This is a genomic window from Leifsonia sp. GW821-FHT13C09, from assembly GCF_058806435.1.
The window spans coordinates 162214-187920 of record NZ_JBXAPS010000006.1 but is presented as its reverse complement, the minus strand read 5'-3'; the positions used below and the strand labels follow the sequence as shown (position 1 = coordinate 187920).

Below are 25707 nucleotides of genomic sequence, written 5' to 3'. Positions count from 1 at the left end.
GGTCGGACTTGAGAGGGAAGCAGGGCGACGCCGGGCATGATTCGCTGAGGGCGGCGCACCCTGTTGGAGAGGTGAGCGGCGACTGCGACTCAAGGATTCGGGAGTCTCAGTCACGATGCGTCACCGCTGTCCTGACTCGTCTCGCGAGGCCGACATTGCGGTGAGGTGGGTAAGAATCAGCCACTCCATTTGGTGCCGCACGTTACCCCCGAAAAGGGGCCATCGATGAGCGGCACGCCGGGGTGAACCGGCAGTTCTACTGACAGCTTTCGCACTGCAGGTCATCCATCGGATCAACCGGCACGAGATAGCCATCAACGAAGTCCTGAATGACGCCCGGGCTGGGTGAACCGCTGGCGGGCGTGGTGGTCACGCCAGCACCGCCGTCCCGGTCTGGACGCTCGCCTCCACCCATGCGATCACCTCCGCCGGCTTGTAGACCACCTGGTGCGGCGTGGGCTTGTAGTAGCGCGGACCCTTCCCCTTGTAGCGAAGCTGCGCCAACGCGGCGACGGAAAGTCCCGTCATCTCGGCCACCTCTGTGGGCCGAATGTATTCTCCAGTCATCTCGTCTTCTCCGTTTCGACTAGAAAGGAGCTCTATTTCAGTGAAATTCACGATAGCTTGATTTCCCTGGTTTGACAATGGAGGGAGGTCTATGCTGTTGAAATGGCTAACTTCCGCACTGAAGACAACGTGGGCGCGCGGATCAAGTTCGCGCGCCGGGAGCGAGGATTTCGGACTGCGAGGGAGTTTGCAGAATCGCTCTCGGGAGGCAACGTCACGGCGGCTGTCGTGGAGAACATCGAGTCGGGCCGCAAAGCCGACATCGGCATCACGCAGCTGCTCAACATCGCGCACGGTCTCGGCACACCGCCCTCGTATCTGCTCGCGCCGATCGGTCGGCCGAACGCGAAAATGGACCTGCCCAATCTCAACGACGCACTCGCGGACATGACTGCCGCCGAGTTCGACTGCTGGTTGTCGGCCACACCCTTGAGTTCGTATCGCCCGAGATGGGCAGGTGAACGCGATGACATCGAGGCGCTCGGCACGTTGCGGCAACTAGGGACGCTCCAACGCGAGCTCGAACGACTTCGCCTCGTCATGAACGTGCAATCCACCTCAGGCGACGCCGACCTCATCAAGGCGAACAAGGACATCAAGCGACAGATCGACACCGTCGCAAAGGAAGTGGCGCGACTCGCCGGCCTGCTCGAGTCCGGTGGTTTCGTCGACGTCGCGAGCAAAGACAATGACTTGGAGTAGTCATGGGCAGCATCACCCCATACGAGTCAGCGAACGGCAAGCGGTACCGCGTTCGCTACCGGAAGCCCGACCATTCGCAGACTGACAAGCGCGGCTTCCGGACCAAGCGCGAGGCTGAGCTCTTCTTGGCGTCCGTCGAGACGAAGAAGGCTTCGGGCGAGTACATCGATCCCACTGCCGCTCGCGCGACCGTGGATCAGCTCGGGAAGGCGTGGCTCGCGTCGCGGTCCCACCTGAAACCCTCGTCTACCTACGTCTACGAGTCGGCCTGGCGGCTGCATGTCGAGCCGCGATGGGGCAAGGCGATGATCGGCAATATCCGACACAGCGAGGTCCAGGCTTGGATCACGGAGTTGAGAGAAGGAATCGAGGGCAAGAAGCCGAAGTCCCCAACGATCGTTCGGAGAAGTCACGACATACTTGCCGGCATCCTCGATACGGCGGTTCGAGATCACCTCCTCCCGTCTAACCCGGCGCGCGGTGTCAAGCTCCCCAGGCGAAGGTCTCGCGAGCACGTCTACCTGACAAACGAACAAGTCGCAGCGCTGCTCGTTGCGTGCGCGGAGCACGCACCAATCGTTGCGACGCTCGCTTACACCGGCCTTCGGTGGGGCGAAGCTTCAGCGCTGCGAGTTCGCGATGTCGACTCGCGCCGGCGCCGAATCTCGGTCGTGGAGAACGCTGTCTACGTGAACGGATCAATCGTCGTGGGCACCCCCAAGACGCACGAGCGACGTAGCGTGCCGTACCCTCAATTTCTCGCTGCTGCCCTCTCAGCTGCATGCGCTGGCAAAACTCAGAACGACGTCATCTTTGATGACGGGCACGGCGGATATCAGAGAACTCCCACGATGGCAGTCAACTCGTGGTGGGACCGTGCGCTCGCAGAGTCCGATCTGCCACCCATGACTATCCACGACCTTCGTCACACCGCAGCCTCGCTCGCGGTGAGCGCGGGCGCGAATGTAAAAGCAGTCCAGCGGATGCTCGGACACGCGTCAGCGGCAATGACGCTCGACACATACAGCGACCTGTTCGACGACGACCTTGATTCCGTTGCTATTCGATTGAATGTTGCAGCCGACGATCTGATCCGCGCCGCGTTAGCGGCAGACAGCGCGACCACCGCAGACGGCTAACTGCGACACAGTCTCGTACGCATTCCCCGCCATGCTGGGAGAGCATTCAAAAGGATGTTGACGACATAACGCCAACTAACTTCGCAAAGTAAGAATGTTCCAGATCGCCAACCCGAGCGGCAGAAGAAGCCACAACGGAGATGTTCCACCAGCGAGCACCCCTACAAGCACAAGTACTAGCGCTACCAAAGCGACGAGCAAGAGAGCGACGCTAAGCAGATTGATCTCGGATGAGTGCCTACGAGTGTGACGACCGTGATGCGCCCGCATCTCCGTCATCATTGCCTCGCTTCGTCCGACGTGCGCTGGTTATCGTCCAGTCCCTAGTGGTACGACCATTCGCGATCGTACGGGCTTCACGGATTGTGACCTCGAACAGATCGTTCTTGTGAAGGGGCGTGCCTCGATCAAGTCCGCGAAGGAACTCTTGGTCCTCGATGCTAGCAAGACGTGTTCCACGTGCGGTAGCTACACGCCACTTTTCCCCCGGCCGGAAATCGATGCTCTGAAGAGTGGCTTCGACCGTGAAAGTCTCGACTTCTTCGACGACCTCTTCTGGCTCTGTGATGGCTTCGCGATAGTCACCGCGGGTCGCTACAGCTTCCGGTTCCGACTGGAGCACCGAGTCCGACTCTTCGTCGACATTGGCCTCTCGCACCTCGAGACGCTCGGCCTGATCACTGAGCGGTGCCATGAGCTTGCTCAGTGCTCGGCGGGTCTTCCTTTTCATCGCGTTCAGATCGGTCCAGACAGGAACCGGAACCTCGCTGACATCACCGTCTGCCCATTTGAGTTTTACGTTGCCGTTGGGCAGATGCTCGAAGTCAGTCACCTTTGAGCCACGCAGCCTTTTGAGTGCGACGTCGAATGCCTTCAAGAGGGCCCCGCCCGCTGACATCGCAATGCCCAGCGCCGGTTCGGGGTTGGCTTGGGCCCACGTCAGGATCGCTTCAAGTACGAAGGAACCTTGTTTCACGGGTCGGACCAGGACTTCGGGCGGCATCCCGTCTCCAAAAAGACCGTTCTTGGCCATGTCGTCCGTGAACTCAACTAGACCCTGAAGGACCTGCGCGAGTTCCGCGGCATTCAGTGCATGCAGCGAGTTCTCATCGTCGGCGAACCGAAGTTGCACCACCCCATCTGTGATCGAGTCTGCTTCTGCTCCGACGGCCGCGGCCATGTCAGTCACCAACGATCCCCTCAGCTGTTGTCAGCGTCAGACACAAGACCTTAGCCAAGGCTCGCATTCGGCTTCTACCCCGCGTTAGGGGACCACTTTCTCAAGAGACTCGTGGAGCGAGGACGCCCTAGGGATCGATGCCAAACGCACACCGTCAATCCACATTCGCGGCGTAGCAAGATGAACCTGGCGCCACCGGAATCACGAAACACCGATTTCAAGTGTGGGCAAAATGTGGGCAAATCGCCCCACTAACGAGAAAACGGCGGCTGATCATCAGCCGCCGTTCCCAGTGTTTTCAAGCTATGTAGCGAGGGCGGGACTCGAACCCGCGACACCACGATTATGAGCCGTGTGCTCTAACCACCTGAGCTACCCCGCCGTGGCCTCCCGTCGTCGCGACCGGGAGACGGAGCCCCCTGTGGGAATCGGACCCACTACCTCTTCCTTACCAAGGAAGTGCTCTACCAATGAGCTAAGGGGGCGAAGCCGGGCATCCGGAAAGGGTCCGGGCCGTTTTCGGCAACCGTACGAGGATACCATCACCGCGAGGGTGCTTCGTACCACCCGGACCCACGGATCGGCCCAGCTCAGGCGGCTTTCGCGGCCTCCGAGGCACCGTCGAGCGCGTCGAGCTCGTCGGCCGTCAGCGCGACGTCCACCGAGGCCAGGAGGTCCGGCAGCTGCTCCAGCGTCCGGGCGCTCGCGATCGGCGCGGTGATGGTCGGCTGCGCGGCGAGCCAGGCGAGCGCGATGGTCGCGACCGAGACGCCGTGCGCCGCCGCGACCTCGTCGAGGGCCGCGAGGACGCTGCGGCCGGTCTCGTCCAGGTATTTGGCGGCCCCGCCCGCGCGGGCGCTGTCGACGGTCACGCCGTCGCGGTACTTGCCGGTCAGGAAGCCTGCGGCGAGCGCGAAGTACGGCATCACGCCGAGACCCTCGCGCTCCGCGATCGGGCGGTACTTCTCCTCGTAGGCGCGCTCGACCAGGTTGTAGTGCGGCTGGAGGGCGACGGCCCGGTGCAGCCCCTCGCGCTCGGTGATGGCGAACCACTCCTCGATGCGCTCCGGCGAGTAGTTGGAGATGCCGATGTAGCGGACCTTGCCCGCGTCGACCAGGCCGGAGAGCGCGGCGACGGTTTCCTCCAGCGGGACCGACGGGTCGTCGAAGTGCGCGTAGTAGAGGTCGATGTAGTCGCTCTGCAGGCGCTCGAGGGAGGCGTCGGCCGCACGGCGGATGTTGTCGGCGGCCAGGCCCTTGAAGTCGGGGTGCTGGCTGACCTTGGTCGCGAGCACGACGTCGTCACGGCGGCCGCGGGCGGCGAACCACTCGCCGAGGATGCGCTCCGAGTCGCCGCCGGTGTTGCCGGGCACCCAGGCCGAGTAGCCATCGGCGGTGTCCACGGAGTTGCCGCCCGCCGCCGTATAGGCGTCGAGGACCGCGAACGAGGTGTCGCGGTCGGCCGTCCAGCCGAAGACGTTTCCGCCGAGTGAGAGAGGGAAGACCTGGAGGTCGGAGGTTCCGATGGCGCGGCGCGGTGAAGTCATTCCGTGTTCCTTTCGTGGCTGTCCTTTCACGCTAACGCCGTCCGCACCGGGCTATTCCGAATGTGTCGAAGATGTGGAGAGGCCGCCGGCGCAGCCCTACTGTGGAGGAATGGCCCTCTCCCCCGGCGCCGAGACCGAGCGCGAGCTCACCGCGGACTGCGCCTCCTGCTCGGGGCTCTGCTGTGTCGCACTCGCCTTCGCGCGCTCCGCGGACTTCGCGTTCGACAAGCCCGCGGGCGAGGAATGCGTGAACCTGGAGGACGGCTTCCGCTGCCGCATCCACCCGCAGCTCCGCGAGCGCGGCTTCAAGGGCTGCACCGTGTTCGACTGCTTCGGGGCCGGCCAGCTCGTCACCCGGCACACCTTCGGAGGGAGGTCGTGGCGCGACGACGCGGGCGTGAGGGCCGAGATGTTCGCCGTCTTCCCGATCGTCCGCCAGCTGCACGAACTGCTCTGGTACCTCCGCCAAGCGCTCGGGATGCCGGCCGCGACGCCCCTCCACGAAAGCCTGCGCGCCTCCTGGGGCGAGGTCACGGCAGCCGCGGACGCGGCACCCGCCGACATCCTCGCGCTGGATGTGGAGAGCCTGCGCGCGCCCGCCGCCAGGCTCCTGCGCGAGGCCGCCCGGCTCACGCGGGAAGCCGGCACGGACGGCGACCGGACCGCTGTGACGCGGGCCGGACGCCGCCGGCTCGGCCCGGGCGCCGACCTGCTCGGCGCGGACCTGCGCGGCGCCGACCTGCGGGGCGCCGAGCTGCGCGGCGCGATCCTGATCGCGGCCGACCTCCGCGACGCGGACCTCTCCCGGGCGGAGCTGCTCGGCGCCGACCTGCGCGACGCCCGGCTGGCCGGAGCGGATGCGGCCGGGGCCCTCTATCTCACGCAGCCGCAGGTGAACGCCGCCACCGGCGACGCGACCACCCGCCTCCCGGCCGGCCTCGCCCGGCCGGACCACTGGCGCTGATCAGTCTCCCGCGACGCGGACGGCCGGGAGTGCCCACGCCGTGAACGTCGGGCCGGCCGCGGTCAGCACGATCGCACCGTCGGCGCCGATGACAGCCGAGGCGTCTCCGAGCGCCGGCCGCACGCCGGGCAGCGCGCCCGCTGCGCCCGGGAGCGCGGACGCCGGCAGCGTGACCGCCGCCTCCGCCCTGGTCGCGAGCACGAGGACGGTCTGCTCCACGCTCTCCCGCACATACACGAGCACGTCGTCGGCGGCGTGCAGCCAGCGCATCCCGCCGTCCGACAGCGCGGGATGCGACCGCCGCAGTCCCAGGGTGTCGCGGTACAGGGACATCACGGGCTCCGCCCCCGGGTCTCCCCACGGCAGGGGCGTTCGCGACGCCTCCCCGTCAACACCGGTGAGACCGAACTCGTCGCCGGCGAACACCGTCGGGATGCCGGGGAGCGTCGCCGAGAGTCCGAGCGCCACCGGAACGGCGCCGCGACGGGCCGCCGTCGCGAAGCGCGCCGTGTCGTGGGTGTCGAGCGCGTTCATCGTCCCGAGCCGGGTCCGCCACGGGAAGCCCGCCGTGAACTTCGTGTGCGCGGTGACGACGTCGCGCCCGGTCTGGTCCGGGATGCGGCCGAGCGGCAGCCCGAAGAAGGTCGAGGGCGTCAGCGGCTCGGAGAGCCACGCCCACACCGGCCGCGTGAAGTTGGCGTAGGTCATCGCCCCGTGCCAGGCGTCGCCCCGGAAGTCTCCCGTGGCGTCGTTGGTGGACTCCGCCAGCAGGATGGTGTCCGGGTTCACCTCGATCATGGTGCGCCGGATGGTCCGCCGCACCTCGGCGTTCAGGTCGTCGTCGCGATAGCGGCCGGTCATGTTCGCCACGTCGATGCGCCAGCCGTCGAGCGAGTACGGCGGTCGCAACCAGCGGCCGACGACGGAGTCCGGCCCCTCGATGAACCGGCGGCGCAGCTCGGCGGAGTTCCAGTTGAACTTGGGCAGGCTGGGCACGCCGAGCCACGAGACGTACTCGGTGTGGGCCTCGTCGAGCCAGTAGAAGAAGTCGCTCTCGGCCGCGTCCGGGTCGCCGTACGCCGACCGGAACCACTCGTGGCCGTCGCCGCAGTGATTGGCCGTCAGATCGCCGATCACCTTCAACCCGCGCGCGTGCGCCGCCTCCACCAGGCGGATGAGCGCGGCGTCACCGCCGAGCAGCGGGTCGACCTCGGAGAAGCTGCTGGCGTCGTAACGGTGGTTGGAGCGCCCGGGGAAGAACGGCGTGAGGTAGACGGTGGTCGCCCCGAGCTCCTGCAGGTGGTCGAGCCGGTCCACGATCCCGTCGAGGTCGCCGCCGTAGAACTGCTGGGAGCGTCCGGGCGGCAGTTCGTCGACCGGGTCGCCCCACGCCGCGGGCATCGCCCAGTCCGGCAGAGCGCGCTCGTCGGCTCCCGCCGACCGCGCGAATCGGTCGGGGAACACCTGGTAGAGCACGGTCTCCCGCAGCCAGGTCGGCGGCGCGGGATGCGCGACGAGCAGGAAGTCCTCCGAATCGAGCGTCTCCAGCTCGTGCACGCCCGTGGCGTTCACCCACACCGAGCTGCCGTCGCTGCGGGTGATGAGGAAGCGGTAGCCGTGCTCCGGGTTCTCGACCAGGACCGGAGCCTCCCACCAGTCCCAGCCGTCGGCCGCGCCGAGCAGCCGGGCCTCGGTGAACCGCGGTTCGTGGTCGGGGTTCGAGCGCGTGCGCACGGCGGCGACGCCGCCCCACTCGTGCGGGACGCGCAGCCGCACCCGCACCGTCGCGCCCAGCTCGGGCGCCTCGTCCGACACGTGCAGCGGCGACCCGTCGTGGTGCGGCAGCAGCGAGCCGGCGTTCACTTGACGCTCCCCGCGGTGAGGCCGCCGACGATGTACTTCTGCAGGAAGAGGAACAGCGCCATCACCGGCAGCGCGGCGAGCACCGCGCCGGCGGCGAAGATGCCGTAGTTCGCCGAGAACTGCTGGGAGACGAACTGGTAGAGGCCGACGGCGAGGGTCTGCTTCTCGGGCGAGATGAGCACGGTGCTCGCGATGACGAACTCGTTCGTCGTGCCGATGAAGGAGAGCAGCGCGACGACGGCGAGGATCGGGGCCACCAGCCGCAGCACGATCGTGAAGAAGATGCGCGCGTGGCCGGCGCCGTCGAGTTTCGCGGCCTCGTCGATCGACACCGGCACCGTGTTGAAGAACCCGTACATGAGATAGGTGTTCACTCCGAGTGCGCCGCCGAGGTAGACCATGATCAGCCCGAGCTGACTGTCCAGCCCGAGCGCGGGGAAGATGTCGCCGATCCCGCTGAGGAGCAGGAAGATCGCGACCATCGCGAGCAGCTGCGGGAACATCTGCACCAGCAACAGGGAGAGCAGCCCGATCCGGCGGCCGCGGAACCGCATCCGCGAGAACGAGTACGCGGCGAGCGCACCCAGGAAGACGGAGCCGACCGCCGTCGAGAGCCCGATCACCAGCGTGTTGGCGAACCAGGCCGCGTACGGCTGCTGCGGCAGCTGGAACAGCTGGACGTAGTTCGACGGGTCGATCGTGCTGAACAGGCCGTTCGCCGTCATGAGCGTCCCTCCCGGCCGCAGCGACGCCGAGAGAACGTAGAGCAGCGGGAAGACGCTGAAGACCACCATCACGACGCCGATCAGGTGCCGCCAGCCGGTCTGGCGGAACCACCGGCCGGCGCTGCGCGGTCGTCGACCGCCTGCGGCAGGCGTGCGGACGGCACCGGGCGCCGACGCGGATGGAGTGGTGGAGGTGGCGATGCCGGTCATGTCAGCTCCTCGAGGGCCTTGGTCTGACGGAAGCTGATCGCAGCGATGGCGGCGACCACGACGAAGATGATGATCGAGAACGCGCTCGCCAGCCCGTAGTCGCGGTTGGCGCCGACGAACGCCACCTTGTAGACCATCGAGATCAGGATGTCGGTGGAGCCGACGTTGATCCCCGCGTCGGGCAGCTGCGGGCCGCCGTTGGTCAGCATGTAGATCAGGTTGAAGTTGTTGAAGTTGAACGCGAACGAGCTGATCAGCAGCGGCGCGAGCGAGACCAGCAGCAGCGGGAACTTCACCCGGCGGAAAGCCTGCCAGGCCGTCGCGCCGTCCACCTTCGCGGCCTCCTCGAGCTCGCTCGGGATCGCCTGCAGCGCACCCGTGCAGACCAGGAACATGTACGGGAAGCCCATCCACAGGTTCACGAAGAGGATGCTGCCCCTGGCCAACCACTCGTTCGTCAGCCACGGGATCTTGGCGCCGCCGAAGAGCACCTGGTTGACGAACCCGAAGTCCGGGTTCAGCATCCCGGCCCACACCAGCGCGGAGAGGAAGGCCGGGAAGGCGTACGGCAGGATCATCGCGATCCGGTAGAACTGGCGCCCGCGCATCCGCCAGTCGTTGAACACGACCGCGAGGAACAGGCCCAGCGCGAAGGTCGTGATCACCGACAGCAGCGCGAAGGCGAACGTCCACAGCGTCACCTGCAGGAGGGGACCGCGGATGGAGTCCGTCCCGAAGGCCTTAACGAAGTTCTGGAAGCCGACCGGCACCTGCCAGCCCGGCATCAGCTGCTTGCCGTTCGGGGCGGTGAAGGCCCCGTGCCCGGTGTCGCGGTAGACGACGCCGGTCTTGGTGTCGGTCATCGTGCCGGCCGTCGTGTCGTAGACCAGGGTCGAGCGGTACAGGTAGGCCGTGCTGCCGTCCGACGTGCGCAGCGCGCCGTCCTTGGGGTCGGCGCTGACGGGGACCGCGAGGTCGCCGATCGCGTTCTGCTGCGCGATCACCGCGGAGAAGTCGAGCTTCCGGTACCCGCCGGGCAGGCCGCCGTCGATCCGGCGCAGCGGATGCTTCGCGTCGCCGATCGACACGCGACCGTCGGAGCCGGTCACGAGGAAGCCCAGTCCGTCCGGCCCCTGCACGACGTTGATGTCGTAGGTCGCCGAGCCCGGCACCCGGGTCTGCGCCGACTGGAGCAGCGCCGTGACGGCGTCCTCCTTGGTGCTGTTGTGTCCCGTCCCGTAGTTGGTGAAGGCGATGTAGCCGGAGTACCCGACCACGAAGAGCTGGAACACCACCAGGAACAGCGCACCCGGCACCAGGTACTTCGCCGGCAGCGCCTTGCGGCCCAAGTACACCGCGTTGACGATCACCGTCACCGCCGCGACGATCGCGAAGACGGTCCACTCGCTCTTGCCCGCCAGCACCAGGAGGGCGTAGAGGCTGGTCGCGTCGACGATCCCGAGCAACGCGATCTTGGCGATGAGTGCGGGGGCGCCGATGGACGCCCGCTCGGCCAGCCGCGCGGCGCGGGCCGAGCGCTTGGCGCGGATGGGCGGAAGTCCCCCACCCGGGGTGGCGTCGAGGTCGTCCTCGACCTCTGTCTGCGTCGTCATGTCGACCCTCCTCGGTCGCGGCAGTGCTCCGGCCGACGCTGCCCGCGCCGGCCGCGACGGTGCTCCGGCCGACGCTGCCCGCGCCGGCCGGAGCGGCGCCGTCACTTCTGGATGGCCGCCTGGATGTCGCTGGTCATCTTCTGCCAGAGCTGGGCCGGGTCGCCCTTGCCGTCGATGATCGACGCCTGGGTCACGCCCCAGAACTGCCACACCTTGCCCATCGCCGGGACGTTCGGCATCGGCTGACCGGTCGCGCCGACCTTGCCGAAGCCCTCGATGATCGGGTCGCTGGAGGCCTTCGTGAAGGCCGCGGTCAGCGCCGGCGGGCGGGCGCCCACCTTGTAGAGCTCGGTCTGGACCTTCTCGGTGCCGATGTAGTTGGTGAGGAAGTCGTTCGCGGCCAGCTTGTTCTTCGTCTTGGAGCTGATGAAGAAGCCCTGGACGCCCACGAACGGCGTCGCCGCCTTGCCGCCGGCCGACGGGATCGGGTCGACGGCGAGCTTGATGCCGGCCTTCTCGGCGTCCGCGACGTTCCACGGCCCGGTGAGGAAGAACGGGGCCTTGCCCGCGAGGAACTGCTGCTTGGCGATGTCGCCGGTCACCGACGTCCGCAGCACGCCGGCCTTGCCCTCCTGGGCGAGCCAGGCGGCGAAGGCGTCGCCCTGCGCGCCACCGAGCTCGAGCTTCGTCGGGTCATAACCGCCGGAGGCGTTCGTCCCGAAGACCGGGGCGCCGAACGAGGCCTGGAACGGGTACAGGTGGTAGGGGTCCGACTGCGGGCCGACCTGCACCAGGAAGCCCTTGGAGACCATGTCCGCGTAGGAGGTCGCCGGCTCGGATGCGAGCGCCGTGTTGCGCAGGATGGCGATGTTCTCGATCGAGTACGGCAGCCCGTAGGTCTTGCCCTCGTAGCTCATGGCGTTGATCGCGACCTTCTGGAAGCCTGCGGCCTTGTCTCCGAGCTCGATCGGCTGCACGACGCCGTTGGCGACGAAGTTGCCGGTCCAGTCGTTGGCGCCGATCGTGATGTCGGGTCCCTTGCCGGTGGGCACCTGCGCGACGAACTGGTCCTGGATCTTGCCGAAGTCCTTCTGCACCAGGGTCACCTTGACCCCGGTCTGCTTGGTGAACGTCGCGGCTGCGTCCTTGAGCACCGTCGCGCGGTCCGCGTCGACCCAGACGGTCAGCGGGGTCTTGTTGGAGGAGTCGGCCGCGCTCGAGCTCGAGGTGCCCGCCGAGCACCCGGCGAGTGCCAGGACGGCAGTGAGCGTAGCCGCTGCGGTCAGGAGGATGCGTGGTTTCACCGTCATTGGTGTTGCCTTTCGGTCTGTGATTTGCAAACGTTTTCATTGATAGCAAACGAAAACGCAGAGCGCAATCTTTGATTTTCCGCGGATCACTGCTCTACCTGACCCTAACCAGGCACCTACTTGCATGCAATTCTGGAAGCGTTTGCAGGAACGGCCGAATACCGCCGTTCCCCGCCACTAGGATCAGACCGGACGAGGAAGGGCGGAGATGGCTGGGATCGAAGACGTCGCGCGCCTCGCGGGCGTGTCGACGGCGACGGTCTCGCGCGCGCTGAACGGCGCACCCAACGTCTCAGCCGCCACCCGCTCGCGCGTGACCGAGGCGGCTGCCACCCTCGGCTATGTCGTGTCGTCCTACGCGTCGAGCCTCGCGTCCGGCCGCACGAAGAACATCGGCGCCGTCGTCCCGCATCTCAACCGGTGGTACTTCGCCTCCGTCATCGAGGGCGCCGAGCGCGCCCTGCTCCGTCGCGGCTACGACCTGACGCTCTACAACCTGAGCGGAGGCGGCGAGGAACGCCGCATCGTCTTCCAGGAGCATCTCCTGCGCCAGCGGGTCGACGCCGTGATTGCGATCTCGCTGGAGCTGACCGACGAGGAGATCGGCCGCCTCCTGCACCTCGGCAAGCCGCTCGTCAGCGTGGGCGGCCCGCTGAAGGGCGTGCGCTCTCTGACGATCGACGACGTGGCCGTGTCGGAGCTCGCCACCGCCCACCTGATCGGGCTGGGCCACCGCCGCATCGGCCACATCGGGGGCGGTCGCGAGTTCGACCTGGACTTCCACATCCCGACCAGTCGCCGGCACGGCTACGAGCGCGCTCTGGCCCAGGCGGGCATCCCGATCGACGCGGGCGCGTACCGCACCGCCGACTTCACCATCGCCGGCGGGTACCACGCGGCCAAGCAGTTGCTGGGATCGCCCGCCGATCGGCCCACCGGCATCTTCGCGGCCTCCGACGAGATGGCGATCGGCGCCATCCTGGCCGCGCGGGATCTCGGCATCCGGGTTCCGCACGACGTGTCGATCGTGGGCATCGACGACTTCGAGCTGTCGGCGTTCTTCGGCCTCAGCACCGTGGCGCAGTTCCCCACCGAGCAGGGCGAGCTCGGGGTGGAGCTGTTGATGCGCTCGCTCGACCCGTCGGCCGCCGCACAGCCCGAAACCGCTAGCATGGCCTCCGACGCCGCCGAAATGACGATCCCGGTGCCGTACCAGCTCATCGTCCGCGAGAGCACGGCCGCGCCGCCCGCGTCGTGACGCGCCCGCACCCCACGACCTCCCCCGCCTCCCTCCCAAGACAGGTGATCCCCATTACTTCCGAATCCTCCCGCACGCTCTCGCCCAGCATTCCCGGCCGCGAGTGGTGGCGTTCCGCTGTCATCTACCAGGTGTATCCGCGCTCGTTCGCGGACGCCGACGGCGACGGGATGGGCGACCTCCCCGGCATCACCCGCCGCCTCCCCGCGCTCCGCGATCTGGGCGTCGACGCCGTGTGGCTGTCGCCGTTCTTCACGTCGCCCCAGAACGACGCGGGCTACGACGTGGCCGACTACCGGGACGTCGACCCGAGCTTCGGAACCCTCGCCGACTTCGACGCGATGCTGGAGGCCGCCCACGACCTCGGGCTGCGCGTCATCATCGACATCGTCCCGAACCACTCGTCCAGCGACCACGTCTGGTTCCAGGAGGCGCTGGCCGCCGGCCCGGGCAGCCCCGAGCGGGCGCGCTACCTGTTCCGCGACGGCAAGGGCGCGAACGGCGACGAGGCCCCCAACAACTGGGAGTCCATCTTCGGCGGCTCCGCCTGGACCCGCGTCACCGAGCCGGACGGCACGCCCGGCCAGTGGTACCTGCACCTGTTCGACAAGTCGCAGCCCGACTTCGACTGGGAGAACCCGTGGGTCCGGGAGCAGTTCCGCGACGTCCTGCGGTTCTGGCTCGACCGCGGCGTCGACGGGTTCCGAGTGGACGTCGCGCACGGCATGATCAAGGAGGCCGGCCTCCCCGACTACACCCCTCCCGCCAACGCCGGCAGCATGGGCGGCGGCGCGATCGCCACCACCACCGGCGGCATCGTGCTGGAGCCGGAGATCAGCGCGCACGCCGAGGGCGAGCCCGTCACGCCGCCGTACTTCGGGCAGGACGGCGTCCACGACATCTACCGCGACTGGCACAAGGTGCTGGAGGAGTACGAGGGCGACCGCGTCCTCTGCGGCGAGGCGTGGGTGGAGCCGCTGGAGAAGCTGGCGAACTGGGTCCGCCCGGACGAGATGCAGCAGACCTTCAACTTCGGCTACCTGGAGACGCCGTGGGACGCGGTCGCACTCCGCTCGGTGATCGACCGCTCGATCGCCGTGTTCGGCAGCGTGGGCGCCCCGAGCACCTGGGTGCTCTCCAACCACGACGTCGTCCGCCACGCCACCCGGCTGGCGCTGACCGGCGACAACCCGCAGGGTCACGGCATCGGCCCGAAGTCGCACGGCATCCCGGACCCGGCGTTCGGCCTGCGCCGCGCCAGGGCCGCGACGGCCCTCATGCTCGCGCTCCCCGGCTCGGCCTACCTGTACCAGGGTGAGGAGCTCGGCCTCCCGGAGGCCATCGACCTCCCCGACGAGGCGCGTCAGGACCCCACCTGGTTCCGGACGAACGGCGAGCGCTACGGCCGCGACGGCTGCCGCGTGCCGATCCCGTGGGAGGGCGCCGACCCGTCGTACGGCTTCGGCCCTGGCCCGAAGAGCTGGCTGCCCCAGCCGGCGATCTGGGCGGACTACGTCCGCTCCGCGCAGGAGGGCGTGCCCGGCTCGACGCTGACCATGTACCAGGAGGCGCTGACGGCCCGCCGCGAGCACGACCTCGCGTTCGGCGAGCTGGAGTGGTCGAACGCCGGCGAGAACGCGCTGCTGTTCCGCTCCGGGAAGGTCACCGTCGCGGTGAACTTTGCCAAGTCCCCGCTGCCGCTGCCCGAGGGCACCGTCATCCTCGCGAGCGGCCCGCTCGAGAACGGCATGCTCCCCCAGGACACCACCGCCTGGCTGATCTGACCCGCCGAGTGTAGCCACCGGAGGAGATCCGCCCCGACCCGGGCCGGATCTCCTCCGTTCGCCGTCCCCGGCCGGCGTGTCGCCCCGGATCTCCTCCGTTGCCCACCGGCTGCGGACGTCAGCTCGCGTTGGCCTTCAGCCAGGCCACCGGGTCGACCGGCCGCGTGCCGTCCAGCCGGATCTCGAAGTGGAGGTGCGGCCCGGTCGAGATGCCGGTGTTGCCGACCGTGCCCACGATGTCGGCGACGCGCACCCGCTGCCCCTCGGCGACCCTCACCGACCCGGTCTGCAGGTGGCAGTACTTGCTGCTGATCAGCCGTCCGCCGATCTGATGGTCGATCGTCACGTTCACGCCACAGCCTCCGCGGTCGACGCTGACGACCTCCCGCACCACGCCGTCCGCGATGATCTGGATCGGGACGCCGGCGCCCGGCGCGAAGTCCACGCCGAGGTGGTCGGTGGAGGCCCCCGGAGCCGGCGCTTCGCGTGGCCCGAAACCGGAGGTGATCGGCACACCCACAGGGAAGGGCCACTGGATGGCGCCGGCCGGGTTGTTGCGGAACGTGTCCGCGATCCGCATCGAACGGATCGCCGCGAGCTGCTCTCCGGAGGTCGCAGCACTGCCGTCGCGGACGATCACCTCCCGCTCGGGCGCGATGCTGTCGAGCGCCTGGACCTCCCCCTCCGACGCCGGCGCGCTGGAGAACGGCGCCGACGCGGTGCGGGCGCGGACCTGGTCATCGGTCAGGAGCGCCATCGCCGGGACGGTGGTGGCGACCGCGATCCCGAGCACCGAGAGCATCGCGAGAACGCTCACCCCACGGCCGAACCGCGGCTCGCGCGCGCGCTGGGCCGCCTGCTCACGCTGCCGGAGCTCGCGACGGGTGAGGCTCTGCGCCGACGACGCGCCGATACCCGTCCGAGGTCTGGTTCCATGGCGCACCCGACCTAATATAACGAAACGGTAACTGCCCCACCATTCGGGAGGCCGCCCCGGTCACTCCCAGTTCCGGTAGTACCCCTGCACCAGCGGGTCGAGCTGCGCATACAGGTCCGGCCCCGCCGCCAGGATCAGCGTCTTGCCCGCCGGCGCCCCGTCGAGGCCGCCGACCCTCGCCCCAGCCTCCTGCGCGATGAGCGCCCCGGCGGCGTGATCCCACGGGTTCAGGCCGCGCTCGTAGTACGCGTCGAGCCGCCCGCACGCGACCGAGCACAGGTCGAGGGAGGCCGCGCCGATCCGCCGGATGTCACGCACCTGCGGGATCAGTTCGTGCACGAACGCCGACTGCTTGCGCCGGATCTCCGGGTCGTACCCGAAACCGGTCCCGACCAGCGCGAGCGGCAACTCTACCCCGTCATTGACCCGGATGGGCTCGCCGTTCAGCCGCGCGCCGCCTCCCGCGGCCGCCGTGAACACCTCCCCGGTCGACGGATTCACCACGGCCCCCGCCAGGGTCCGCCACGTGGCCGGATCGGGGTCGCCCTCCACGACGGCGACGCTGACCGCCCAGGCCGGGATGTCGTAGAAGTAGTTGACCGTGCCGTCGATCGGGTCGACGACCCAGGTGAGCCCGCTGCTCCCCCGCTCCCCGCCCGACTCCTCCCCGAGGAACCCGTCCCGCGGCCGCGACGCCGCCAGCGCGCTGCGGATGAGGTCCTCGGACTCCCGGTCCGCCCGCGTGACGATGTCGGTGATGGTCGACTTGGAAGCCGCGACCTCCACCCCATCCCTCCGCCGCTGCAACGCGAGGGCGGCCGCACGACGCGCGACGGTGGTGGCGATCTCGAGCAGCTCGGTGGGGGTGGGCATGGGGACAAGCCTGGCACAGATGCCGGAACCGGTCGCAGAGACGCGGGAGCCCGGAAACGCGGAAAGGGATCCGGACGAACCGGATCCCTTTCGGATGGTGGCGAGTGAGGGATTCGAACCCCCGAAGGCTACGCCGGCTGATTTACAGTCAGATCCCTTTGGCCGCTTGGGTAACTCGCCATTCGCGCCCGAAGGCGCCATGTAAGGATACTCGGCGCGCGCCGCCGAACGAAATCGGGGGCGGTCAGGCCGCGAGGAGCACCGTCGGGGCGTCGGCCCGGCGGGCGTCGCCGCCGTCGCGCACCAGCGTCAGGACCTCGGCCTCGGCGAATTCCGCGACCACCTGCGCCAGCAGTTCCCGCTCGGTCACGTCGAGCACCCGGCAGAGCGCGGCGAGGATCTCGGACGACGCCTCCTTGCGGCCGCGTTCGATTTCCGACAGGTACGGGATGCTGATGCGCGAGGTCTCCGACAGCTCGCGCAGGGTCGCACCCCGCTCCGTCCGCAGCCGGCGGAGCACGGAGCCGATCGCGTGCCGCATCAACATGCCTGAAGCCTAAGCCGGGCGCCGGTGTCCGCGCCGATCCGATTTTGGGATTCCGCCCACAGCAGAATTCGCATGAGTCGCCACTACTTCGCGACACACCCCGCCTCCTGCGGCCGATGTCGGTGGCCGCGCGCACAATCGTGGGCATGAGAACCCTCGAGATTTGCGAACGGTGCGACGGGACGGGTGCCGACCCCCGGCAGCACAGCGAGGAGATCGTTGTCTGCGTCGAGTGCAATGGGGACGGTTGCCACGTCACCTACTACGCGGAGCTCCAGCAGACGGCCTGAGCGGCACAGTCGTGGCCGCCCTCGCCGTTATATATTGCGGTATATAGAAACAGGACCGCAGGGGGCGACATGGCAATCACGTCGATCGACATCGACCAGGAAGAGCTGAGGCAGGCCAAGGAGCTGACCGGCGCTGCGACCAATCGTGAGGTGGTAGACCTCGCGCTCCGTACCCTGATCGCCGTCCGGAGCCAGCCGTCCGCTGTCGAGCGCGTCATCGGCCGGCGCTTCGATCCGAGCCAGATCGACGCCCCGACGATCGCACCGGAACCGGGACGCGCCACGTCGTGACGACCTATCTGGTCGATAACAGCATCTGGCAGAAAGCGGGATCGAGCGCGGCCATCGCCCAGCGGCTGAGGGAGATCTCGCCGCAGCACCTCATCATCACCTGTCCGCCCCAGGTGCTGGAGTACTGCCACTCCGCGCGTTCGCCTCAGGAACATGCGGAACTGAGGGAGGACATGGATTCGCTCCTCGGAGCGTGGAACCACCCGGGCGAGCGCGACGCCCTCGACATCCAGTGGGCACTCTGGAACGCGGGACTGGTTCGCGCCGCGGCAGCTTTCGACTGCCTCATCGCCGCTTACGCCGTCGCCAACGACGCCGTGGTGCTGAACTCCGACCTGGACTTCGGCTACATCGAACACGCCACGAAAGGAGTCGTGCGACAGGAGTACGTCGCGGCGTAGAGGATGGTCGTCCCCGGAGTGCGCCGCCACGGCCGCGTAAGCTGGAGCTTGGCCAACAGAAGGGAATGGAACAGTGGCAGACTCCTCGTTCGACGTCGTCAGCAAGGTCGACAAGATGGAGGCGGACAACGCCGTCAACCAGGCCCGCAAGGAGGTCGAGCAGCGCTACGACTTCAAGAACGTCGGCGCCTCGGTCGAGTGGAGCGGCGAGAAGGTGCTGCTCAAGGCCAACACCGAGGAGCGCGTGAAGGCCGTGCTCGAGGTCGTCGAGTCCAAGTTCATCAAGCGCGGCATCACCCTCAAGTCGCTCGACACCGGCAAGCCGTACCCGTCGGGCAAGGAGTTCCGCATCGAGGTCGGGCTCAAGAACGGCATCGAGCAGGACGCCGCCAAGAAGATCAACAAGCTCATCCGCGACGAGGCACCCAAGAGCGTCAAGTCGCAGATCCAGGGCGACGAGCTCCGCGTCAGCTCGAAAAGCCGGGACGACCTCCAGGCGACAATGGCCCTCTTGAAGGGCGCCGACCTGGATGTGGCCCTGCAGTTCGTGAACTTCCGCTGAGGGCTCCCCTCAGCCAGCGGACGACCTGCCCGTAGGCCGCCGCGCGCGCCGGCTCCCGCGACAGGAACACGTCGTGCAGCGCCCCCTCGACGCGTGCGACCGTCACGGTCGGCGCGAGCCGCAGCGAGCGCACGGCGATGTCCTGCACCAACAGCACCACATCAGAGCTCAGCATGTCGGTCGTCCAGTACGGCAGCAGCGTGGAGCGCGCCGACAGCAGCGTGAGCACCGGGGCGTCGATCGCGAGCCCCGCCGCGACACGGGTGTGCCCGGCGAGGATGGCCGTGAGCCAGGCGGGATACACGGTGAACCCGCGCACCGGACGCCAGGTGAGGTCGTAGTCCCATTCGCCGTCCAGCGTCCGCGAGACCGACCGGGTGTAGAAGCCGAGGTCGACGTTCGGCATGGCGGCCCTCGGCTCGATCCGGGACTGCAGGTCGACCAGCGGCGCGAGCATCGCCCGGCCCGCCGAGTGCGCCTGGAACTCCAGCCACGGGCTGTTGAGGATGAGCGCCGACGCCCGGCCGGGATGCCGGTCGGCCCACAGGCTGAGGGTGAGGCCTCCCGTCGAGTGGCCGAGCAGGATCAGCCGGCGGTGCGAGCGCTCGCCTTCCGCGTGGCCCATCGCCCGCAGCGCCGCCTCGATGTCGTCGTCGTAGGTGTCCAGCGAGTCCACGAACCCGGGAGTCTGACCGGGCCGGAGGCTGCGGCCGTACTTGCGGAGGTCCAGCGCGAAGAACCGCGCGCCCTGCTCGTGCCAGAACCGCGCGAGCCCGGTCTGGAAGAAGTAATCCGACCAGCCGTGCACGTAGAGGACGTCGGTCTCCTCAGCGGGACGGCCCGGCCGGAGGTCGGCCAGGTGCGGCCACGGCTCGTAGCGCACCAGCGTGGCAACGACCTCGCCCTCGGCGTCGTGGCCGAGCGGGAGCGTCACCTGTTGGAACCCGGCGCCCAGGACGTCGGGGCGCCACTCCGCTGGGCCGACCATGACACCAGCGTGCCAGACGGGAGGGGCCGAATGCGAGAGGCGTCCTACTCCGCCGCAGCCTCCACCGCGGCCCCGTTCGACGCGCGCAGCATGTCCTCGCGCGGGACCACCTTGATGCGGGCGCGGCCGCGCTCGGCGCCGAGCGCCTGCTCGTGCGCGTCGAGGTTGTGCCAGCCGTCGAGATTCGTGTACTCCACACCGCGTTCGCGCAGCAGGTTCTCCACAGATTCCTCGGAGGGGTCGGCGGGAGACCACCAGTTGCCCTGATCGTTGATCACATGCTTGATCGTCTCCATCGCATCCGACTTGGTGTGACCGATGAGGCCCACCGGGCCCCGCTTGATCCACCCCGTCGCATACACGCCGTACATCCGCTCGTTGTCGCGGTTGCGCAGCACCTGGCCCTCGTGGTTCGGGATGACGCCGTGCTTCTTGTCGAACGGGATCCCCGGCAGCGGCGACCCGAAGTATCCGACCGCGCGGTAGAGCGCCTGGATCTCCAGCTCCCGGATCTCGCCGGTGCCGCGCACGCCGCCTGCGCCGTCCGACTCGGTGCGCTCGTAACGGATCGCACGCACGTTGCCGCCCTCGTCGCCGAGCACTTCCAGCGGCTTGGCGTAGAAGTGCAGGTGCAGCCGCCGGGAGGCCGCGCCCACCTCGCGCTGCCGCCACTGCTGCAGCACGCGGTCGATCACCATGACCTGCTTGTTGCTCGCGATGGCGTCCTTGGAGTGCTCGTCGTACTCGAAGTCCTCGTCGTAGAGGATCATGTCGACGTCGCGCAGCTCACCGAGCTCGCGCAGCTCCAGGGGCGTGAACTTCACCTGTGCCGGGCCGCGCCGCCCGAAGACGTGCACGTCGGTGACCGGCGAGTTCTTCAGGATCTCGTAGACGTTGTCCGGGATCTCCGTCGGCAGCAGGTCGTCGGCGTGCTTCGCCAGGATGCGGGAGACGTCGAGCGCCACGTTGCCGTTGCCGATCACCGCGACGGACTTCGCCTCCAGCGGCCAGGTGCGCGGCACGTCGGGGTGGCCGTCGAACCAGCTCACGAAGTCGGCCGCACCGTAGGAGCCGTGGAGGTCGATGCCCGGGATGTCGAGCGCCGAGTCGTGGACGGCTCCGGTCGCGAAGATCACCGCGTTGTAGTGGTTCTTGAGGTCGTCGAGCGTGATGTCGACGCCGTAGGTCACGTTGCCGAAGATCCGGATGTCGCCGCGGTCGAGCACCTCGCGCAGCGCGGTGATGATGCCCTTGATGCGCGGGTGGTCGGGGGCGACGCCGTAGCGCACCAGTCCGTACGGCGCGGGGAGTGCCTCGAACAGGTCGATCGAGACGTCGAAGCCGCGCTCCGCCTTGAGCAGGATGTCAGCGGCGTAGATCCCGGCCGGGCCGGCGCCGACGATCGCCAGTCGCAGTTTGGTCATGCGTTGATTCCTTCGTGCTCAGCTCGAACGTTCGACGATCGTGTCGGCGAACCGCACGAGCGCCTTCTTCACAGGGCCGTCGGGCAGCGGTTCGAGCGCCTCCACAGCCTCCCTGGCCCAGCGGTGCGCCTCCGCGAGGGTGTCCGCGGTGACCGGGTGCTCCCGGAGCGCAGCGATCGCCGCAGTGGCCTCCGGCGTGATCTCACCCTCCTCGGCCGTTCCCATGACGTCGCGCTCGAGCCGCTCCAGCAGGGCGCGCGCCTCGGGGTCGGCGGCCGCGCGCTCCCGCAGCTTCAGCACGGGCAGGGTGGCGACGCCGGCGCGGAGGTCGTTGCCCGGCGTCTTGCCGGTCTCCGCGACGCCGACCGAGGACAGGTCGATGACGTCGTCGATGAGCTGGAACGCGACGCCGATCTTCTCGCCGAAGGTCACCACGGGCTGCTCGTACGCAGGGTCGGCGTTCGAGAACGCGACGCCCATCTGGGCGGCCACGGCGATGAGGGAGCCGGTCTTGTCCTCCAGCACGCGGATGTAGTGGGCGATCGGGTCCTCGCCGTCCTGCGGCCCGATGGTCTCGTGGAGCTGGCCGAGACACAGCCGCTCGAAGGTGTCCGCCTGAAGCTGGATGGCGCGCTCGCCCAGTGCCGAGACGAGCTTGCTGGCCCGGGCGAACAGGAGGTCGCCGGTCAGGACCGCGACGGAGTTGCCCCAGACGAACTGGGCCGTCGGCACCCCGCGCCGCATCTGCGAGTCGTCCATCACGTCGTCGTGGTAGAGCGAGGCGAGGTGGGTGATCTCGACCGCCTGCGCGGCCTGCAGGACGCGCGGGTTGTTCCCGTCGCCGAGCTGCGCGGTGAGGAGCGTGAGCATGGGACGGACGCGCTTGCCGCCGGCCTCCAGGAGGTACCGGGTTGTGACGTCCGCGAGATTGTCGGCGAACCGCATCTCGCGGTGCAGCGCCTCCTCGACCTGCGCGAGCCCGTCGTCGACCGCGTTGGCGACCTGGCGGTCCTCTCCCCGGACGAAGATCCGCTCGGTCAGGCCGAGCTGGCTGCTGAGCGACGCGGGTCGCCGCACCGCCGGAACGCTACGTGGCACTTACTCCCCCTCGGATGGGATGGCGGTCGTGGAGTCTTCGGAGCCGACGGGGCGGTCGGATCCCGCGCGCGCTGCGGACTCGGGCGCGGCCTTGCGGGCGGCGGGCTTGGCAGGGGTGGGCTTCGCGGCAGCGGGCTTCGCGGCAGCAGGCTTCGCGGCAGCAGGCTTCCCAGCAGCAGGCTTCGCGGCAGCAGCAGGCTTCGCAGCGGCGGGCTTCGCAGCGGCGGGCTTCGCAGCTTCAGGCGTCACGTCAGCGGGCTTCTGAGCCGCCGGCTTCTTAACCGCCGGCTTCTTAGCCGCGGACTTCTTCGTGGCCGGCTTCGCCGCTTCCGCCGGCTGTGCCGGCTTCTCCGCCTCCACCGGCTTCCACCCGCGGTGCAGCGCCACGATCCCCGCGGTCAGGTTGCGCCAGGCCACGCGCTCGAAGCCCGCCTCGCGCAGCCACGACGCCAGCGCCGGCTGGTTCGGCCACGCCTCGATGGACTCCATCAGGTACTCGTAGGCCGCGGGGTTCGAGCTCGCCACTCGGGCCAGCACGGGCATCCCGTAGCGCAGGTACGCGCCATAGCCCGCACGGATCGCGGCGACGGGAGGCTGGGAGAACTCGCACACCACGACCCGGCCGCCGGGCTTGGTCACCCGGTAGAACTCGGCGAGCGCGGCGCGCGGGTCGACGATGTTGCGCAGGCCGAACGAGATCGTGACCGCGTCGAACGTGTCGTCGTCGAACGGGAGCTTCGTGGCGTCCGCCTGCACGAACGTGATGAACGGGTTGCCGGCCTGCCGCTGCCTGCCGACCTCGATCATGCCCTCCGAGAAGTCGGCGGCGACCACACTCGCCCCGTTGCGCGCCAGGGACGCGCTGGAGGTGCCGGTCCCCGCCGCCACGTCGAGGATCGTCTCGCCGGCGCGTGGGCCGACGGCTCGGGTCGTCGCCAGCCGCCAGAGCGTCGCGTTGCCCATCGAGAGGACGGTGTTGGTCCGGTCGTAGTGGGTCGACACCTCATCGAACATGGCGGCGACCTGGGAGGGCTGCTTGCGGAGGTCGGCCTTACTCACCCCCCCAGCTTAGGCTGCGCCGACATGCCGTGCATTTCGTGGCCCCGCGCTGTGCATCCGCCACCGGGTCAACGCCCAGCCGCCGCGCATCCGGCGCTCAGCGCCCCGGGCGTAGGCTGGTCCGGTGACAGCACCCTCGACCACCCGCCGGGCTACGGGCGTGACCGCCCTGTCGGTCGAGACCACCCCCCTCGACGACGTCCGGCATCTCGTTCCCTTCCTCGACTCCCGGCGGCCCCTGGTGTGGATCCGGAAAGGCGAGGGGATCGCCGGCATAGGCGAAGCGCTTCGGCTGGAGTTCCGGGGCCCGGAGCGCATCCGGCAGGCGTCGGCGGCATGGCGGGCGACCGTCCAGGCCGCGACCGTCACGGACTCCGTGCGGACGCCGGGCACCGGCCTGGTCGCGTTCGGGACCTTCGCGTTCGACGACGAGAGCACGGCCACCAGTGTCCTGATCGTGCCGCAGATCGTTCTCGGGCGCCGCGGCGGGCGGAGCTGGATCACGCGGATCACGCCGGCAGACGACTCAGCGGCGGCCGCCCCCGCGGACCCGCGGGTACGCGCCGACGCGGCGCACGCGGGGCTGCCTCGGCCGATCGCCTTCGGGGACGAGTACCGGCTCAGCCTCCTCCCGGCCGGACTGGACGAGGACGGCTACGAGGCGGCCGTCGCGACGGCGGTGGCGCGGATCCGCGAGCACGACCTCTCCAAGGTGGTTCTGGCGCGGGAGCTGTCCGCGCACCTCCCACTGGAGTCCGACGTACGGAGGGCGCTCGTGGAGCTCGCGCTCGGCTATCCCGACTGCTGGACGTTCGCCGTCGACGGGCTGGTGGGGTCCTCGCCGGAGACTCTGGTCCGCGTGCACCACGGGACCGTGACGGCCCGCGTACTGGCCGGCACGATGTCGCGCGGCCGCGACGCCGAGAGCGACCGCGCCTCGGCGCTGGCCCTCGCGAGCTCGGCCAAGGACCAGGGCGAGCACCGCTTCGCCGTGTCCAGCGTGCTCGACGCGCTCCGCCCGCACAGCGCGGACCTCGGAGCGAGCGACGAGCCCTTCACGCTCAAGCTCCCGAACCTGTGGCACCTCGCGACCGACATCGCCGGCACGCTCAGCGACGGGTCGAGCTCGCTCGACCTCGCGGACGCCCTGCACCCGACGGCCGCCGTCGCCGGGACGCCGACGCCGGAGGCGGTCGCGCTGATCCGCGAGCTGGAGCCGTTCGACCGCGGGCGGTACGCCGGCCCGGTCGGCTGGGTCGGCGGCGACGGCGACGGCGAATGGGCGATCGCCCTGCGCTGCGCGCAGCTCGACGAGACCGGCGACCTCACGGCCTACGCCGGCGCGGGCATCGTGGCCGACTCCGACCCCGCCCGGGAGTACGCGGAGACGACCATGAAGTTCCGCCCGATCGTCGAAGCCTTCGGCTGACCCCGGGCGAAGCCTGAGCTCGGCCGCAGCCTGACCCGGCCGCGGCCTGACAGCGCCCGCCGCCTGAGCGCGCGCCGCCCTAGCTCGCCGCCAGCCGCGCCTTCTCGACCTGCACGTCGTAGTCCGGCGACGGCCACTCCAGCTGCAGCTCCTCCAGGGCGTGGATGAGGAGGTGCTGGACCGCGAGCCGCGCGTACCACTTGCGATCCGCCGGCACGACGTGCCAGGGCGCATAGGCGGTCGACGTGCGGTCGAACACCACCTGGTAGGCGTCCTGGTAGCTGTCCCAGAGCAGCCGTTCGTCGACGTCGCCCGTCGTGTACTTCCACTGCTTGTCGACGCGCTTCAGCCGGTCGGCCAGGCGCTTCTTCTGCTCGTCCTTGCCGAGGTGCAGCATCACTTTCACGATCGTCGTCCCCGACTCCGCCAGCTCCAGTTCGAACTCGTTGATCGCGTCGTAGCGGCGCTCGATCTCCTCCTCCGGGGCCAGCTTGCGGACCCGGCCGATGAGGACGTCCTCGTAGTGCGAGCGGTCGAAGACGCCGACCTCGCCCGCCGCCGGCACGTGACTCCAGATCCGCCAGAGGAAGTCGTGGGCCAGTTCCACCTCCGTCGGCTTGGTGAAGCCCGCGTACCGCACGCCGCCCAGGTTCATCTGCCCGACGACGTGGGTCACGATGCCGCCCTTGCCCGCGGTGTCCATCGCCTGGAGCACGAGCAGGATGCTGCGCCGGTCGCCGAGCGTCCCGGCCGCGAACAGCCGCTCCTGGAGGTCGGCGAGGATCGCGGCGCCCTCGGCGAGCGCCGCCTGGCCGTCCTTCTTGCGCCCGTCGAAGGCCGGCGTCGCCGCGGTGTCCGCGTCGGCGAGCAGGAAACCCTCGCCGACGCGCAGCAGCGGGTCGGGGTCCTCGGCCCAAAACGTCTCGCGTCCCATGTCGCCTCCTCG

At 68.9% G+C, this 25707-nt stretch carries 25 protein-coding genes and 3 tRNA genes; 10 read left to right on the top strand and 18 right to left on the bottom strand.

Annotated features, from left to right (window positions below):
* Nucleotides 1-369: 369 nt before the first annotated feature.
* Complete coding sequence (locus AC1ROW_RS18340; RefSeq protein ID WP_345840020.1) at nucleotides 370-528, bottom strand: helix-turn-helix transcriptional regulator; 159 nt, start codon at nucleotides 526-528, stop codon at nucleotides 370-372.
* A 141-nt stretch (nucleotides 529-669) separates the two neighbouring features.
* On the opposite strand from AC1ROW_RS18340, the gene AC1ROW_RS18335 reads away from it, so the two are divergent.
* Entirely contained in the window at nucleotides 670-1269 is a 600-nt protein-coding gene (locus AC1ROW_RS18335; RefSeq protein ID WP_493020476.1) for a helix-turn-helix domain-containing protein, read from the top strand.
* 2 nt (nucleotides 1270-1271) lie between these two features.
* Complete coding sequence (locus tag AC1ROW_RS18330; protein ID WP_493020474.1) at nucleotides 1272-2408, top strand: site-specific integrase; 1137 nt, start codon at nucleotides 1272-1274, stop codon at nucleotides 2406-2408.
* A gap of 238 nt (nucleotides 2409-2646) precedes the next feature.
* Here the strand turns inward: AC1ROW_RS18330 and AC1ROW_RS18325 are convergent, their stop codons facing one another.
* The 4 genes from AC1ROW_RS18325 to AC1ROW_RS18310 form a co-directional block, all read right to left on the bottom strand.
* Complete coding sequence (locus tag AC1ROW_RS18325) at nucleotides 2647-3588, bottom strand: LAPAL motif-containing putative phage structural protein (RefSeq protein WP_493020515.1); 942 nt, start codon at nucleotides 3586-3588, stop codon at nucleotides 2647-2649.
* Nucleotides 3589-3896: 308 nt separating this feature from the next.
* Nucleotides 3897-3970: transfer RNA gene (locus tag AC1ROW_RS18320), tRNA-Met, on the bottom strand.
* 31 nt (nucleotides 3971-4001) lie between these two features.
* A tRNA-Thr gene (locus tag AC1ROW_RS18315) sits at nucleotides 4002-4073 on the bottom strand.
* Nucleotides 4074-4178: 105 nt separating this feature from the next.
* The gene (locus tag AC1ROW_RS18310) at nucleotides 4179-5135 is read right to left on the bottom strand and encodes an aldo/keto reductase (protein WP_493020473.1); all 957 of its coding nucleotides are present in this window, start codon (nucleotides 5133-5135) and stop codon (nucleotides 4179-4181) included.
* Nucleotides 5136-5244: 109 nt separating this feature from the next.
* Between AC1ROW_RS18310 and AC1ROW_RS18305 the strand changes: the two genes are divergently transcribed.
* Nucleotides 5245-6099, top strand: a complete 855-nt coding sequence (locus AC1ROW_RS18305) for a pentapeptide repeat-containing protein (protein WP_493020472.1) — start codon at nucleotides 5245-5247, stop codon at nucleotides 6097-6099.
* On the opposite strand, the gene AC1ROW_RS18300 is transcribed toward AC1ROW_RS18305, so the two are convergent.
* The 4 genes from AC1ROW_RS18300 to AC1ROW_RS18285 form a co-directional block, all read right to left on the bottom strand.
* A complete protein-coding gene (locus AC1ROW_RS18300; RefSeq protein WP_493020471.1) occupies nucleotides 6100-7962 on the bottom strand; it encodes a glycoside hydrolase family 13 protein in 1863 nt (620 codons plus the stop codon). It lies immediately after the preceding gene.
* Entirely contained in the window at nucleotides 7959-8897 is a 939-nt protein-coding gene (locus tag AC1ROW_RS18295) for a sugar ABC transporter permease (RefSeq protein ID WP_493020469.1), read from the bottom strand. Before AC1ROW_RS18295 ends, AC1ROW_RS18300 begins: the two co-directional genes overlap by 4 nt.
* Entirely contained in the window at nucleotides 8894-10510 is a 1617-nt protein-coding gene (locus AC1ROW_RS18290) for an ABC transporter permease subunit (protein WP_493020467.1), read from the bottom strand. The genes AC1ROW_RS18295 and AC1ROW_RS18290 overlap by 4 nt, the downstream gene beginning before the upstream one ends.
* 101 nt (nucleotides 10511-10611) lie before the next feature.
* A complete protein-coding gene (locus tag AC1ROW_RS18285) occupies nucleotides 10612-11820 on the bottom strand; it encodes a sugar ABC transporter substrate-binding protein (protein ID WP_493020465.1) in 1209 nt (402 codons plus the stop codon).
* A 208-nt stretch (nucleotides 11821-12028) separates the two neighbouring features.
* Between AC1ROW_RS18285 and AC1ROW_RS18280 the strand changes: the two genes are divergently transcribed.
* A complete protein-coding gene (locus AC1ROW_RS18280; protein WP_493020463.1) occupies nucleotides 12029-13078 on the top strand; it encodes a LacI family DNA-binding transcriptional regulator in 1050 nt (349 codons plus the stop codon).
* A gap of 47 nt (nucleotides 13079-13125) precedes the next feature.
* Nucleotides 13126-14862 (top strand): glycoside hydrolase family 13 protein, encoded by a 1737-nt coding sequence (locus tag AC1ROW_RS18275; RefSeq protein WP_493020514.1) that lies wholly within the window; start codon nucleotides 13126-13128, stop codon nucleotides 14860-14862.
* 118 nt (nucleotides 14863-14980) lie between these two features.
* Here AC1ROW_RS18275 and AC1ROW_RS18270 read toward each other — a convergent pair whose 3' ends face one another.
* The 4 genes from AC1ROW_RS18270 to AC1ROW_RS18255 form a co-directional block, all read right to left on the bottom strand.
* Complete coding sequence (locus AC1ROW_RS18270; RefSeq protein WP_493020461.1) at nucleotides 14981-15805, bottom strand: M23 family metallopeptidase; 825 nt, start codon at nucleotides 15803-15805, stop codon at nucleotides 14981-14983.
* Nucleotides 15806-15859: 54 nt separating this feature from the next.
* A complete protein-coding gene (locus AC1ROW_RS18265) occupies nucleotides 15860-16672 on the bottom strand; it encodes an inositol monophosphatase family protein (protein ID WP_493020459.1) in 813 nt (270 codons plus the stop codon).
* 95 nt (nucleotides 16673-16767) lie between these two features.
* A tRNA-Tyr gene (locus AC1ROW_RS18260) sits at nucleotides 16768-16852 on the bottom strand.
* Between the two features lie 64 nt (nucleotides 16853-16916).
* Nucleotides 16917-17219: a helix-turn-helix domain-containing protein gene (locus AC1ROW_RS18255; protein WP_493020457.1), complete on the bottom strand. Its 303-nt coding sequence runs from the start codon at nucleotides 17217-17219 to the stop codon at nucleotides 16917-16919.
* Nucleotides 17220-17365: 146 nt separating this feature from the next.
* Here AC1ROW_RS18255 and AC1ROW_RS18250 point away from each other — a divergent pair, with 146 nt between their 5' ends.
* The 4 genes from AC1ROW_RS18250 (at nucleotide 17366) to AC1ROW_RS18235 (ending at nucleotide 18763) form a co-directional block, all read left to right on the top strand.
* A complete protein-coding gene (locus tag AC1ROW_RS18250) occupies nucleotides 17366-17509 on the top strand; it encodes a hypothetical protein (RefSeq protein WP_493020455.1) in 144 nt (47 codons plus the stop codon).
* A gap of 69 nt (nucleotides 17510-17578) precedes the next feature.
* Complete coding sequence (locus AC1ROW_RS18245; protein WP_493020453.1) at nucleotides 17579-17800, top strand: type II toxin-antitoxin system VapB family antitoxin; 222 nt, start codon at nucleotides 17579-17581, stop codon at nucleotides 17798-17800.
* Nucleotides 17797-18201 carry a PIN domain-containing protein gene (locus AC1ROW_RS18240; RefSeq protein ID WP_493020451.1) on the top strand — a complete coding sequence of 135 codons (405 nt, stop codon included), beginning with the start codon at nucleotides 17797-17799 and terminating at the stop codon, nucleotides 18199-18201. Before AC1ROW_RS18245 ends, AC1ROW_RS18240 begins: the two co-directional genes overlap by 4 nt.
* A gap of 73 nt (nucleotides 18202-18274) precedes the next feature.
* Nucleotides 18275-18763 carry a YajQ family cyclic di-GMP-binding protein gene (locus AC1ROW_RS18235; RefSeq protein ID WP_055920621.1) on the top strand — a complete coding sequence of 163 codons (489 nt, stop codon included), beginning with the start codon at nucleotides 18275-18277 and terminating at the stop codon, nucleotides 18761-18763.
* Here the strand turns inward: AC1ROW_RS18235 and AC1ROW_RS18230 are convergent.
* From AC1ROW_RS18230 to AC1ROW_RS18215, 4 genes are read right to left on the bottom strand one after another with little or no spacing between them, the layout of a single operon-like run.
* Nucleotides 18669-19751, bottom strand: a complete 1083-nt coding sequence (locus AC1ROW_RS18230; RefSeq protein WP_493020449.1) for an alpha/beta hydrolase — start codon at nucleotides 19749-19751, stop codon at nucleotides 18669-18671. The two genes, AC1ROW_RS18235 and AC1ROW_RS18230, sit on opposite strands and share 95 nt — an antisense overlap.
* Before the next feature lie 44 nt (nucleotides 19752-19795).
* Nucleotides 19796-21175, bottom strand: a complete 1380-nt coding sequence (locus tag AC1ROW_RS18225; RefSeq protein WP_493020447.1) for an FAD-dependent oxidoreductase — start codon at nucleotides 21173-21175, stop codon at nucleotides 19796-19798.
* Between the two features lie 18 nt (nucleotides 21176-21193).
* Nucleotides 21194-22252, bottom strand: a complete 1059-nt coding sequence (locus AC1ROW_RS18220; RefSeq protein WP_493020513.1) for a polyprenyl synthetase family protein — start codon at nucleotides 22250-22252, stop codon at nucleotides 21194-21196.
* A 21-nt stretch (nucleotides 22253-22273) separates the two neighbouring features.
* Nucleotides 22274-23332 (bottom strand): demethylmenaquinone methyltransferase, encoded by a 1059-nt coding sequence (locus AC1ROW_RS18215; RefSeq protein ID WP_493020445.1) that lies wholly within the window; start codon nucleotides 23330-23332, stop codon nucleotides 22274-22276.
* Nucleotides 23333-23456: 124 nt separating this feature from the next.
* Here AC1ROW_RS18215 and AC1ROW_RS18210 point away from each other — a divergent pair, with 124 nt between their 5' ends.
* On the top strand, nucleotides 23457-24761 hold the full coding sequence (locus tag AC1ROW_RS18210; RefSeq protein ID WP_493020443.1) for an isochorismate synthase: 1305 nt from the start codon (nucleotides 23457-23459) through the stop codon (nucleotides 24759-24761).
* A gap of 79 nt (nucleotides 24762-24840) precedes the next feature.
* On the opposite strand, the gene AC1ROW_RS18205 is transcribed toward AC1ROW_RS18210, so the two are convergent.
* Nucleotides 24841-25695 (bottom strand): PPK2 family polyphosphate kinase, encoded by an 855-nt coding sequence (locus AC1ROW_RS18205; RefSeq protein ID WP_493020441.1) that lies wholly within the window; start codon nucleotides 25693-25695, stop codon nucleotides 24841-24843.
* Nucleotides 25696-25707 lie beyond the last annotated feature (12 nt).

What these genes read in the sequence shown, in the direction of transcription:
- AC1ROW_RS18340 (WP_345840020.1), bottom strand. Translation starts at nt 528, where the DNA reads ATGACGGGACTTTCCGTCGCCGCGTTGGCGCAGCTTCGCTACAAGGGG.
- AC1ROW_RS18225 (WP_493020447.1), bottom strand. Translation starts at nt 21,175, where the DNA reads ATGACCAAACTGCGACTGGCGATCGTCGGCGCCGGCCCGGCCGGGATC.
- AC1ROW_RS18290 (WP_493020467.1), bottom strand. Translation starts at nt 10,510, where the DNA reads ATGACGACGCAGACAGAGGTCGAGGACGACCTCGACGCCACCCCGGGT.
- AC1ROW_RS18310 (WP_493020473.1), bottom strand. Translation starts at nt 5,135, where the DNA reads ATGACTTCACCGCGCCGCGCCATCGGAACCTCCGACCTCCAGGTCTTC.
- AC1ROW_RS18330 (WP_493020474.1), top strand. Translation starts at nt 1,272, where the DNA reads ATGGGCAGCATCACCCCATACGAGTCAGCGAACGGCAAGCGGTACCGC.
- AC1ROW_RS18305 (WP_493020472.1), top strand. Translation starts at nt 5,245, where the DNA reads ATGGCCCTCTCCCCCGGCGCCGAGACCGAGCGCGAGCTCACCGCGGAC.
- AC1ROW_RS18265 (WP_493020459.1), bottom strand. Translation starts at nt 16,672, where the DNA reads ATGCCCACCCCCACCGAGCTGCTCGAGATCGCCACCACCGTCGCGCGT.
- AC1ROW_RS18335 (WP_493020476.1), top strand. Translation starts at nt 670, where the DNA reads ATGGCTAACTTCCGCACTGAAGACAACGTGGGCGCGCGGATCAAGTTC.
- AC1ROW_RS18230 (WP_493020449.1), bottom strand. Translation starts at nt 19,751, where the DNA reads ATGGTCGGCCCAGCGGAGTGGCGCCCCGACGTCCTGGGCGCCGGGTTC.
- AC1ROW_RS18325 (WP_493020515.1), bottom strand. Translation starts at nt 3,588, where the DNA reads ATGGCCGCGGCCGTCGGAGCAGAAGCAGACTCGATCACAGATGGGGTG.
- AC1ROW_RS18255 (WP_493020457.1), bottom strand. Translation starts at nt 17,219, where the DNA reads ATGTTGATGCGGCACGCGATCGGCTCCGTGCTCCGCCGGCTGCGGACG.
- AC1ROW_RS18250 (WP_493020455.1), top strand. Translation starts at nt 17,366, where the DNA reads ATGAGAACCCTCGAGATTTGCGAACGGTGCGACGGGACGGGTGCCGAC.
- AC1ROW_RS18280 (WP_493020463.1), top strand. Translation starts at nt 12,029, where the DNA reads ATGGCTGGGATCGAAGACGTCGCGCGCCTCGCGGGCGTGTCGACGGCG.
- AC1ROW_RS18285 (WP_493020465.1), bottom strand. Translation starts at nt 11,820, where the DNA reads ATGACGGTGAAACCACGCATCCTCCTGACCGCAGCGGCTACGCTCACT.
- AC1ROW_RS18205 (WP_493020441.1), bottom strand. Translation starts at nt 25,695, where the DNA reads ATGGGACGCGAGACGTTTTGGGCCGAGGACCCCGACCCGCTGCTGCGC.
- AC1ROW_RS18245 (WP_493020453.1), top strand. Translation starts at nt 17,579, where the DNA reads ATGGCAATCACGTCGATCGACATCGACCAGGAAGAGCTGAGGCAGGCC.
- AC1ROW_RS18295 (WP_493020469.1), bottom strand. Translation starts at nt 8,897, where the DNA reads ATGACCGGCATCGCCACCTCCACCACTCCATCCGCGTCGGCGCCCGGT.